At 40.2% G+C, this 11,540-nt stretch carries 11 protein-coding genes; 8 read left to right on the top strand and 3 right to left on the bottom strand.

Annotation, left to right across the window (positions count from 1 at the left end):
• The first annotated feature begins 6 nt into the window (after positions 1 to 6).
• The 4 genes from MSBR3_RS14325 to MSBR3_RS14310 are packed head-to-tail and all read left to right on the top strand — an operon-like array spanning position 7 to position 2,338.
• Positions 7 to 477, top strand: a complete 471-nt coding sequence (locus tag MSBR3_RS14325; RefSeq protein WP_048108893.1) for an NADH-quinone oxidoreductase subunit B family protein — start codon at positions 7 to 9, stop codon at positions 475 to 477.
• Positions 470 to 823 (top strand): NADH-quinone oxidoreductase subunit C, encoded by a 354-nt coding sequence (locus MSBR3_RS14320; RefSeq protein WP_230627512.1) that lies wholly within the window; start codon positions 470 to 472, stop codon positions 821 to 823. Before MSBR3_RS14325 ends, MSBR3_RS14320 begins: the two co-directional genes overlap by 8 nt.
• Positions 824 to 845: 22 nt before the next feature.
• Positions 846 to 1,922: a hydrogenase large subunit gene (locus tag MSBR3_RS14315; protein WP_048108892.1), complete on the top strand. Its 1,077-nt coding sequence runs from the start codon at positions 846 to 848 to the stop codon at positions 1,920 to 1,922.
• Between the two features lie 17 nt (positions 1,923 to 1,939).
• The gene (locus MSBR3_RS14310; RefSeq protein ID WP_048108891.1) at positions 1,940 to 2,338 is read left to right on the top strand and encodes a 4Fe-4S dicluster domain-containing protein; all 399 of its coding nucleotides are present in this window, start codon (positions 1,940 to 1,942) and stop codon (positions 2,336 to 2,338) included.
• Between the two features lie 464 nt (positions 2,339 to 2,802).
• Here MSBR3_RS14310 and MSBR3_RS14305 read toward each other — a convergent pair whose 3' ends face one another.
• Positions 2,803 to 3,339 carry a GNAT family N-acetyltransferase gene (locus MSBR3_RS14305; RefSeq protein ID WP_048108890.1) on the bottom strand — a complete coding sequence of 179 codons (537 nt, stop codon included), beginning with the start codon at positions 3,337 to 3,339 and terminating at the stop codon, positions 2,803 to 2,805.
• Positions 3,340 to 3,707: 368 nt separating this feature from the next.
• Between MSBR3_RS14305 and MSBR3_RS14300 the strand changes: the two genes are divergently transcribed.
• Together MSBR3_RS14300 and MSBR3_RS14295 are read left to right on the top strand one after the other, a co-directional pair.
• A complete protein-coding gene (locus MSBR3_RS14300) occupies positions 3,708 to 4,151 on the top strand; it encodes a hypothetical protein (protein ID WP_048108889.1) in 444 nt (147 codons plus the stop codon).
• Positions 4,152 to 5,039: 888 nt separating this feature from the next.
• Positions 5,040 to 6,815: a DEAD/DEAH box helicase gene (locus MSBR3_RS14295; protein WP_048108888.1), complete on the top strand. Its 1,776-nt coding sequence runs from the start codon at positions 5,040 to 5,042 to the stop codon at positions 6,813 to 6,815.
• Positions 6,816 to 7,147: 332 nt separating this feature from the next.
• On the opposite strand, the gene MSBR3_RS14290 is transcribed toward MSBR3_RS14295, so the two are convergent.
• Together MSBR3_RS14290 and MSBR3_RS14285 are read right to left on the bottom strand one after the other, a co-directional pair.
• Positions 7,148 to 7,510: a sulfite exporter TauE/SafE family protein gene (locus tag MSBR3_RS14290; protein WP_048108887.1), complete on the bottom strand. Its 363-nt coding sequence runs from the start codon at positions 7,508 to 7,510 to the stop codon at positions 7,148 to 7,150.
• Between the two features lie 209 nt (positions 7,511 to 7,719).
• Positions 7,720 to 8,421 carry a class I SAM-dependent methyltransferase gene (locus tag MSBR3_RS14285; RefSeq protein WP_048108886.1) on the bottom strand — a complete coding sequence of 234 codons (702 nt, stop codon included), beginning with the start codon at positions 8,419 to 8,421 and terminating at the stop codon, positions 7,720 to 7,722.
• A gap of 265 nt (positions 8,422 to 8,686) precedes the next feature.
• On the opposite strand from MSBR3_RS14285, the gene MSBR3_RS14280 reads away from it, so the two are divergent.
• Together MSBR3_RS14280 and MSBR3_RS14275 are read left to right on the top strand one after the other, a co-directional pair.
• Positions 8,687 to 10,615: a hydantoinase/oxoprolinase family protein gene (locus MSBR3_RS14280; RefSeq protein WP_048108885.1), complete on the top strand. Its 1,929-nt coding sequence runs from the start codon at positions 8,687 to 8,689 to the stop codon at positions 10,613 to 10,615.
• Between the two features lie 198 nt (positions 10,616 to 10,813).
• Entirely contained in the window at positions 10,814 to 11,515 is a 702-nt protein-coding gene (locus tag MSBR3_RS14275; RefSeq protein ID WP_048110576.1) for a metallophosphoesterase family protein, read from the top strand.
• The last annotated feature ends 25 nt before the right edge of the window (positions 11,516 to 11,540 follow it).

The raw sequence follows: 11,540 nt of genomic DNA, 5'->3' as shown, positions 1-11,540 counted from the left end.
ACACTTATGAGTTTGGCAAAATCCCCATGGATTATACATGTAAACGTGAACAGTTGCAATGGCTGCGATATTGAAGTAGTGGCCTGTCTTACTCCTTTATATGATGCTGAAAGATTCGGTGTTTTGAACATCGGTACTCCGAAGCAAGCTGATATAATGGTGGTTACAGGCTCGGTGAATTATAAGAACGTAAATGTGCTTAAAAATCTCTATAATCAGATTCCTGATCCAAAAGTTGTTCTAGCTGTAGGCGCCTGTGCATCTACAGGTGGGATATTCCATGACTGCTATAATGTAGTAGGGGGAGTAGACCAGGTTATACCTGTAGATGCATATGTTCCCGGATGCTGCCCAAGGCCTGAAGCCATACTTGACGGCGTAGTAGCAGCGCTTTCAATACTTGAAAATAAAAAGAAAGGGAATATCAAAGGAAAAGAAGTAAAATTGAAAGGAAACGAGGTGCCATCAAATGCTTGATAATGTGATTCAAAATATAACAGAGATAAAAGGCAGCGGTGAACTGCTAAAAGCAGTTGAGGGTTTAAAAAGCGATGGCTATCGATATTCTACTATGATATGCCTGAAAGCTAACGAAGGCCATGAATTTATATATATCTTTGAGAAAGATAATAAGTTAAAGAATTTAAGATACTTTGTGAAACCAGGTGAGAAACCCAAGAGCGTTTCAGGCATTTATTTATGTGCGCTTTTGATCGAAAACGAGTACCAGGATCTTTTCGGATTAACTTTCGAAGGTTTAGCAATAGATTATAAGGGTCACCTTTACCTGACACCAAACAGTCCAAAAGCTCCCTTAGCCTAAAGCAACTTGAGAGGAGAATCACATGACAACCGTAATACCTTTTGGTCCTCAGCATCCCGTTTTACCCGAACCAGTTTCGTTAAAACTCGAAATTGACAACGATGTTGTTGTTGGAGTACTTCCCTCACTGGGCTACGTTCATAGAGGACTTGAGAAGTTCATAGACACGAAAGACTATAATCAAACCACCTATATTTGTGAAAGAATATGCGGAATATGCAGCGCTCTCCATGGTATAACTTATACACGGGCAGTCGAAAAACTATTTGATACCGAAATTCCCGAAAGAGCGCAGTATATAAGAGTAATAGTTGGTGAACTTAACAGACTTCACAGTCACCTTCTCTGGCTTGGCCTGTTTGCTGATGGTTTTGGGTTTGAAAGCCTATTTTATGAATGCTGGAAGTACAGAGAGGAAGTACTGGATGTAGCGGAGAGGATCTGTGGAAACAGAGTCATACATTCAATATCTAAAGTTGGAGGAGTTACCAACGATCTGACAAAAGAACATATTGATATGCTTTTGAAAATGTGTGATTCACTGGAACCCGAGATTAAAAATATTGAAAAAGTATTCGTAAACAATTACACAGTTAAGCAAAGACTTGTGGGATTAGCTACAATGCCGAAACAGCTCGCATACGAAGCTGGAACAGCTGGTCCTACACTTAGAGGAAGCGGAAATGCTATTGACGTGAGAGAGACATCAGATTGGGATATCTACAAGGATCTCGGTTTTAAGACAGCTGTTGAAAAGGATGGAGATTGTTACGCCAGAACTAAAGTAAGAATCACTGAGTTATATAACTCTATTACTATTGTAAGAAACGCAATCTCCAAGCTGCCTGACGGTGAGATTGCAACACGTGTAAAAGGCTTCCCTACTGGAGAAGCGATTATGAGAACAGAGCAGCCCAGAGGTGAAGTTGTATACTATGTGAAAGGTAATGGTACTAAAAATCTGGAAAGACTTAAAGTAAGGACACCTACCTTTGCAAACATACCTTCACTGTTACTTATGTTACCAGGAGTCAAACTCGCTGATGTGCCTATAGTTGTACTTACTATAGATCCTTGCATTAGCTGCACTGAAAGATAATAAGAAGGGTGATATTAATGGGCATGTTAAACCTTGTACTAGCAAATGTTTCTCGTAAACCTGCTACCAGACTTTACCCCTTCGAGGTAAGGGCACCTTTTAAGGAGTTCAAAGGAAGAATTGTTTTTAATCCTGAGAACTGTATTCTCTGCGGACTATGCCAAAAGAAATGTCCACCTGACGCAATAACAGTTACTAAGGCCGACAAAACATGGGAACTCAATGTATTTAGATGCATTATGTGCACTGAATGCGTTAATGGATGCCCAAAAGATTGTATATCAATCTCTAACGAAAGAGCAAAGACTGGTGCTAAGGAATTTATTAAGGTAGCGGTTCCAATAGTGGACAAGCCAAAAGCAGAAACTCCAAAAGCTCCAAAAGCAGAAACTCCAAAAGCAGCGTCTTCAAAATGAGAACTTAATTTTTAAATTAATTCTTTTTTGATACTGCTTTTCAATTTTTTAAACTTTTTACCTGAAAAACAATACTGAATGTTCTCCGGTCTAAATTTGGCAGTTAAGGGAATCCTTCCAAGGAATTCCTCAAAGCCATTTTAGTAGAAAAGTTATTCTTCTCTTGTTTTCTGTTTTCTCTTGATTCTATTTTTCTCTTTATTTAATCTGATAACCAGCTGCTATGAATGTAGCTGTGTCAATGGACTTGGCAATTTTTTGTTTACTGGTCCCGTGGGTAAAAGAGCTCTCTGCGAGTGGACATCGATATAAAACTCGCAGATCATAAGGACTGAAGAAGTGATTGCAATCAATTCCTTGCTCTTGCTGTTAGACATGATATTCTCAAAAATTTACTTTAATTAAGTTTTAAATAGGAAAAAATGACAAACAACTCTTATGAAGCTTAGTTTCTTTTGTTTCCCTTAAAGCAACTGCCATTCCTTCCTGATCCAGGCCATAGGAATGTCTGCTTCCAGTTCTCCAGTTTTGCCTGAAATCCGTTTTTCAAGCTTTCCTTCAGCCTTGAAACCAAATTTCTTGTAAAGCCTTATGGCTTTTTGGTTGCTTTCCTTTGCGATGAGTTCAACTCTGATGATCTCAGGATGTTTTAATTCTATTTCTTTAAACAAAGCTCGAAAGAGCAATGACCCTATACCTTTACCCTGATAGTCCGGATGCACAACTATTGTAAGGTCGCTGAAAAGATGTGAAAAAACCTTTATACCCGGGCTGCAGGTATGAACTTCAGCTATCAAGATTTCAGGATTTAAAGGATTTTCAATTGTCAGAATAATTCCTGTTTCATGGCATCTCTCGATGAAATTTCGGACATAAGTTTCAGTGACCTCATCGGCTTGCCTTGCAATTCCACCCGATCGGGTTGCAACAGCCTTATAAAGCACCATGATTTTATGAAGATCCGAAAGTTCGGCTTCTCTTACACTGTATTCCAGTTGCATTTTACCCATCCCCATTTTCAAGAAAAAAATCAACATGACAATATTAAAACATATCCCTATCTGTGCCAGGAGCTAAATTTCGGGAATGGCGAGCGGCGCTAAACTTATTAAAAGATGTTACGAGAGAGTAAAAAGATAGTTTTTCTGGAAAAATGCGCAGAGAATGAAAAAGCAGTGTATAAGCTGATTAAGAAAGAAGCCCTGAGCTTACTGAGGACAAACTCTATAATACATGTGCTATGTGGAGTACTTCCAAAGAAAAGTCCAGAAAACATATAGAAAATACACCATATAGCCAGAGAATTTAGTTAAGCTTTTATTCTTTCCTTTTACATATTAATAACGAAAAAAGGCAAAATAAAAAGGAGATGAACTGGCTGACTAGTAAAATTCCTTTTTCCAATCTAGGCCCGGAAACTAACTTTGATAAGCAGTGGGCTTTTGAGATTGCTTACTTTACTCAGCATATAGGGACTGATCTCAGGAAGCTCGGTGATCTTCTAAACGCAAAGGATTATGTTGAGTCACGTTTTCTGGTCTCCGAGATGAAACATAGGGCAGAGTACGAAAAAACCGTTCAGCCCGACTTCAGAACCTCGGATGGCCTTATAAAGGCCCGCAAGCTGTTCAACAGCTTTCTGGACGAGTGCGTTAATTTTGCCGAACTTCTGAGGATCACAACAATACAGGAAGAAACCGGGTGTGAAGAAGTACTTGACAAGCCCGAACAGATCCGGAACTCAATAGACAGGTTGAACCTCCTTAAAGAAATGTTGACCGATGAAGTTTGTTCTCATGGATGGTATTACTAAATAGGCAGGTATTTTCTCAACATTTCTTAGTCCTATCAAAATTCCTATCTTAAAATTCCTATCTTAAAATTCCTATCTTAAAATTCCTATCTTAAAATTCCTATCTTAAAATTCCTATCTAAAGCCTCATTTTATGACCTCAAGCACCGGATATAATTTCCAGGCATTGATTGCGATTCTAAGCACTCTATTGAGTCTGTAACTCCTGTCTATACTGCAATTGCTTCATATGCCTGTATTGTAATTGCTTCATATGCCTGTATTGTAATTGCTTCATATGCCTGTATTGTAATTGCTTCATATGCCTGTATTGTAATTGCTTCATATGCCTGTATTGTAATTGCTGCATATACTCATTTTAATTGCTTCATATGCTTGTGTTGTAACTACTGGCTTATAATTGGTTTTCCTGAAAATCGATGCCATCTGGCTTAAGGGCTTTTCCGGATGATAGAAAGCTTTATTATTAAAGACTTCGTTAGAGGAGTTGCAAAGGGTTATATACAGGAATTGGTAACAGGGTAACTGTAATTATTCAAGTCAAAGGTTATCTAACCTGGTATTATTTAATCTAATAACTCCGTCTGCCTGTATCACAGGGAAGAACTCAAAAAAGCGTCCGGAACTTATCCAAGAAAATCGAACTTTTGCTGTATAAGTTTTATGTATCTCGGTTGTGAATTTCCCTGGTCCTAGGCACCTTCTCGCATTCCCGGGAAATAGCAACCATTTATTCGGCGTGTTTACCTGTTTTTAGCTGGTATCATGTACTGGTTTCAATAAATGGCCTCTTCCGCAAAGGATACTGCCGGGTATGCGGCAGAGTATGTCAGCAGCAGACCTGCAAATTGAGCGATCTGTAAAAAATATTAACATTAGAGTGAGTACATGGAAAAATTAGCAAAATTTAAGGCATTAGGGCTTTCAGACAGTACATTAAAAGCTCTTAAAAAGAAAGGGTTTGAAGAACCAACCCCAATTCAGGAAAAGGTTATCCCGCTTTTTTTGAAAGGAGAATGTGATATCATAGGGCAGGCTCAGACCGGAACCGGGAAAACAACGGCTTTCGGAGCTCCCATTATAGAAAAAATTCCGGAGAAATCAGGAAGGGTGCAGGCTATAGTCCTGACTCCTACTCGAGAACTGGCAATCCAGGTCTCAGAAGAGCTCAACTCCCTGAAAGGGGACAAAAAGCTGCATATAGTCCCGATTTATGGCGGACAGTCCATGACCCAGCAACTCAGAATGCTGAAAAGTGGAGTTGATATTGTCGTGGGAACCCCAGGAAGGGTCATCGATCACCTTGAGCGGAAGAGCTTGAACCTTGAGGACATCATGTACTTTGTGCTGGACGAAGCCGATGAAATGCTCAATATGGGCTTTATTGACGATATTAAGGAAATTCTAAAGGCAACTGGGCCTGATAAGCGAATGCTTTTCTTTTCAGCTACAATGCCAAAGCCAATCCTTGGCATCATCAAGAAGTATATGAAGAACTATGAGCATGTTGCCATTGAGAAAGAAGATCTTGATGTAAACCTGACCGAGCAGATTTATTTTGAAGTCAAGGAAAGCGACAAATTCGAAGCCTTGTGCAGGATTATCGATATCGAAGACGAATTCTACGGGCTTGTATTCTGCAGAACAAAAACCGATACCGCTCAGCTTTCCCAGAAGCTTGGAGACCGGGGATATGCAGCCGATGCCCTTCACGGCGACCTTTCCCAGAATGAAAGAGAAAAGATCCTGAACAGGTTCAGAAAACAAAAAATAAATATTCTCGTAGCAACCGACGTTGCAGCCCGAGGTATTGATATCATGGACCTGACCCACGTAATCAACTATTCCCTGCCTCAGGACCCTGAGTCCTACGTACACAGGATAGGAAGAACCGGTCGAGCAGGAAAGCAGGGAACTGCGATTACTTTCGTTACATCTACGGAGTACAGGCGGCTTACCTACATAAAAAAGACTTCAAAGTCCGAAATGAGAAAAGGCCGAATTCCCGAGATCAAAGATGTAATAAAAGCCAAAAGGGCAAGAGTAAAAACCGAACTCGAAGAGACTATAAAAACCGAAGACTATGGCGACTGCCTTGAGATGAGTGAAAAGCTTCTTGAAGAGTACCCGGCCGAAAAGATTCTGGCCGCCCTCCTGAAGTACTCTTTTAAGGAAATGTTCGACGAAAGCATGTATGCAGAGATCTCCGGAAGTTCATATGTCGATCGGAAAGGTAAGACCAGGCTTTTCATAGCAATGGGGAAAGCTGACGGCATGACCCCTGAGAAGCTGTGCGAGTTTATACAGGAAGAAACTGGAGAAAGCGACCTGAAAGTAAAGGATGCAGAAATTTTCCCGCACTTCTCCTTCGTAACTGTACCTTTTGCCCAGGCTTCAGCCCTACTTGAAATCTTCAAAGACAAAAAGAGAGGTCGAAAACCCTTTATAGAGCTTGCCCAGAAATCAAAGGGCCGAAGTTCAAAGAGTGCTGGTGAATCTCGCGGCGGCACTCGCAATGGCGCTCGAAGCGATTCTCGGAGTGATTCTCGGAGTTACTCTCGAAATGACTCACGGAATGACTCTCACAGCGATTCTCGAAGTACGAACAGCACAGGTTACACAAGAGATACACGAACTACGAAGAAAAAATATTCTTCGTATTAATTTCATTTTTTTAAGGAGTTTGTGTAACTGAAAAGCTTTAGAGACTCCTACGAATATCAAGAGCATGTTTCAGAGACCCTGACGAGTTTCAAACTCATATTTTAGAGATACCGATAAATTTCAAGCGCATATTTCAGAGACACTGATTCTCTGTAATTATATTTTAGATTTTCTGATATGTATTGAGAGTATAATTCTATTTTAATCCTTTATTCAGACTTAGGATTTTCACTCAGACTTTTTAGCTTATTTTTTAGATTTACGTTGAAATTACAGCCAATAGACTGATTTTGAATAACTGAGTAACATTTACATCCTTAGGGGTAGAATTATTATTTTCCCAAAAAGGTCTTTATTCCTATTAAAATAACAAATATACCAAAAGCCTTTCTTAGTACATCTACCGGGAGCATATTTGCAAATTGTGCTCCGAACTTAGCACCAATAACCATAGCAATACAAATAATTATACCCGCATATAAATCGGTGTGTCCTCTTTTATAATACTCAAGAAATGCAAGTATGCCAACAGGCGGAAGCAGTGCAACTAGAGAAGTTCCTTGGGCTTTTATTTGAGAAAATCCCTGTAAAACAACTAGTGCAGGAATAATTATAACTCCACCACCAATTCCAAATAGTCCGCTTAAAATACCTGCTGCAGCACCAATTAGTAAATAAATTATTAAATCTTCCATATAATTTACCGCCAAAATATATTTGAAATGAATATTCTGTTTATTCTATTTTTCATCACAAAAACAGATGTAGAATCAATATTAATATCATTTCATTAATAAAAAAATTATTTTGTCTATAAGTAAGATTGAATTTGTCAGCTTATTGATGTGATTTTAAATCGTGTAATCAAAAAATAAGAAACAAAATAAGGATAATGACAACTAACTTATTTGATGCAGTAAAAACCAGCCTGCATGTAAGAATACCAGAATAGTTCCACGGTTCTGAATCCTGTTTCTCTTAAAAGCTCAAGGTGTTCTTCAACAGTTATTGGAAAATATTCGGTATCAAAGCGCTCCAGATGTTCCTTTATTTCTTCTTCAGTCCTGCCGTGAGCTAACTGGAAATTGTGCCAGTATTGTTTTCCTAAAGTAATGCCTTCTTCGGTTAGCGGCCTGATATTCTCAAATGTGATATAAATCCCACCTTCTTTTAGAAGATTATAACACACACCAGTCGCCCTGATCCTGCCTTCGCGGGTAAGATAATGATGACACTGTATTGCAGTTATAACATCCGGCTTTTCTTCCAATTCTTGAGAAAACTCCTGGGAAGAGGAAGCTTTCAGGAATTCCAGCCTGTCAGCAGGGCAGGATGATAGTTTTTTCCTTGCCTGATTTAGCATACCTTCTGAGGGATCAAGTAAAAGAAACTTTGTAGCCGGAAATTCTTCAATTGCCTTATTAACCAGAGATCCTGTTCCGCATCCGGTATCTAGCCAGATTTTTGGGGTGGATGGCAAGGATTTGACGAAATTAATGGTTTCCTGATGAAAGCAGGAGTAAAAAGGGAGAACTCCGGAAATCCGAGAATCATAGTCCTCAGGAAGATGAGGAGTAGCATTTTGGGTAGATTTTGCAGAAGTCATATTACCAAGGTCCTTTTTGTTTGTTATCTAGTTAAAAAGCTATCATATTGTATTTCTACAGAAAGTTGTCATTTCTAGTCATTTCAAATTATCCTGAAATAACTATATATATTCATTAATTTCAAATATTATTGTTCTAAGATTACACTGCTTTATTATATCAATTCTTAATTTCTAAACTCTTTTATTCTGGCGAGCGAATGTAAAAATTATAAAACATTTGTTAAAACCACTTCAAAAAAAGAAAAAAGGAGCAATTTTCAACATGCATTATAGCCTTGGGATTGATGCCGGAGGTACTTATACCGATGCGGCGCTTGTAGGGGATTCGGATGGAAAAATTGTAGATTCAAATAAAGCACTTACCACCTATCCCGACCCCCTTGAAGGCATCAAAAACGTGATTGATGGACTCAATCCCGAATATCTCGAAAACGTAAAGCTGGTTTCGGTCTCAACGACCCTTTCAACCAATACAATTCTTGAAGGCACAGGTTTTCCTGTAGCCCTTATCCTTATAGGAGACCATCCGGTCGAAAAAGAATTACCGGCAGAACATGTACTTTTTGCTGCAGGCGGGCATAACCACAATGGAGAAGAGGTTGCTGCCCTTGACCTTGAAGCTATCGAGAAGTTTGCTCTGCGGGTCAAGGATAAGGTTTCAGCTTTTGCAATATCGTCCTATTTTAGCACAAGAAATCCTGAACATGAAATCAAGGCCAGAGACTTGATTCTTGAACTTACGGGGCTGCCTGCGGTCTGCGGCCATGAGCTTTCCCAGGAACTGGGAGCTTACGAAAGGGCTGTAACGGCTTTTCTCAATGCCCAGCTCATCCCTATAACAAGGCAGTTTGTGAAGTCCATTATTTCAGATATCACGAAGCGTGGGATTAACGCACGGCTACTTATGCTCAAATGCGATGGTTCGGTAGTGGGAATAAAAGATGCCCTGAAAAAACCCATTGAAACTATCTTTTCAGGCCCTGCAGCAAGCCTTGTAGGAGCTTCTTACCTTTCAGGGCTCAAGACCTGCGCAGTTGTGGACGTAGGTGGCACAAGCACTGACATCTCCTCAATCTGTATGGGCGTTCCCGACCTGAGCGACGAAGGAGCCGTTGTAGGAGGCTGGAAGACCCGTGTCAGGGCAATAAGGATGGAGACGACGGCTACAGGTGGGGACAGCCATATCTGGACCGTTAACAGGGAACTCTTCCTTGGTCCCAGGCGAGTCATTCCTCTGGCAGTAGCTGCGGTAAAGTATCCTGATTTCTTGAACAACCTCAAAAGAACGCCTATGCATGCCAGAGAAGATCTTGGAGAAAACATTCAGCCAACAAAGTTTTTTGTAAGATCCGGCTACCCTACCGGAGAACTGAGCAGAGCTGAAGCCGAGGTACTGGAGGTCATCGGGGAAGAGCCTGTTTCGGTAACTGAAATCAACGCACTTATCCGAAAAGATGTCTATCCTCAGACATTAGATTCCCTTACCAGAAAACGCCTCGTACAGGCAATTGGCTTTACCCCTACTGATGCTTTGCATGTACTGGGAGAGTATACAGCCTGGAATGCCGAAGCTTCCAGGATAGGCGCAGAAAGGCTTGCAAGACTTATGCGCATGACCCCAGGAGAGTTTTGCACTGCCGTAAAAAAGAGGGTTGCAAGGAATATGGCACTTCATCTGTTGTCTTATATTCTTGCAGGCGTTCCATACACATCCATTGCAAAAATCCTGGATGGAAACTATCCTGCCAAATTCAAACTGGACATTCCGGTTGTGTTGCTTGGAGGACCTGTCCGGGCATATAGGGAAGAGTTAACGAAAATTATTGATGCGGAAATTCTCGTTCCCGAGCACGCTGAGGTAGGAAATGCAGTTGGAGCCCTTGTGGGAAAAGGCATTAAAAGAGTTGAAATTCTAATACGTCCAGCTAGTCTCATGTCTCCAGATAAGTATTTCCTGGTCTTTGCCCCTGGCAGCAGGCTGAAATTCGATACATATCCGGAAGCCCTTGATACTGCAACCACACTTGGGAAAAAGCTTGTTGCGGATTACATGCGAGGCTGCGGCCTTAGTGAAAATCAGGTCGAAATTTCCATTGATAAAAGGACGATTTCGCCTGATGGGTGGAATCATCCACCTATGGAAACCAATTTACTGATAATGGGAATAGGCATACGCGGACTACATGTTTGAGGGATAAAACGTAGAATCTAAAGAGAAAAATAGAAAAAATAAAAAATAAAGGGAGATAAAAACAAAGGGAAATAAAAAATAAAGGGAGATAAAACAAAGGGAAATAAAAAATAAAGGGAGATAAAAACAAAGGGAAATAAAAAACAAACAATGGAAGAAAGGAAACAAGTACGGAAATCTAAGGGAAAAAGGGAAAATATGAGAATTCTGCTGATTGCCGACATCCATGCAAATTATGAAGCTTTAGAGACTGTTCTAAAAGTTTCTCATGATAGAGTTATCTGTCTCGGAGATATTGTTGACTATGGGCCTGATCCAGACAAATGTGTTGACCTTATGCGTATGAAAGGAATTCCTGTAATAAGAGGAAACCACGACAATGCAGTTGCTTTCAAGGTGGACTGCCAGTGCGGGTACAAATATAAGCATCTTTCAATTGCAACCAGGGAATATACCTGGAAAATCCTTAACAGACCCGAAATAGAATATCTTCAGAAATTACCACTCGTTATAAAAGAAGAAATTGATGGGAAAAGTCTCTACCTGACTCATGCAAGCCCGCGCTCGATGTTCGAGTACATAAAACCTGAAACCCAGGATGACGAAATCCAAAATATGATAAATGAAGCAGCAGAGCCTGTGGAAACAGGATTTCTTATTGTCGGGCATTCTCATATCCCCATGAACAGGAAGCTCGGAAACCTGACAATTATAAATCCGGGTTCAGTCGGACAGCCTAGAAACGGAGATCCCAGAGCAAGCTGTGCAGTTTTTGATACCGAAAATGGAGAAGTAGAGTACCTGCGCCTCGATTATGATATCAATTCGGTCTGCGCAAAAATTAAAGAAAGAATGCCTCATGCTGATGAACTTATAGCTATTCTAAGGCGAGGATACTAATACTCTAAACAAGGAGTTAAAAGTA

Source organism: Methanosarcina barkeri 3 (assembly GCF_000970305.1).
In the GTDB taxonomy this organism is placed as follows: Archaea; Halobacteriota; Methanosarcinia; order Methanosarcinales; family Methanosarcinaceae; genus Methanosarcina; species Methanosarcina barkeri_A.
Note: the sequence above shows the minus strand (reverse complement) of the source record. Positions and strands in the feature narration are given on the sequence as shown.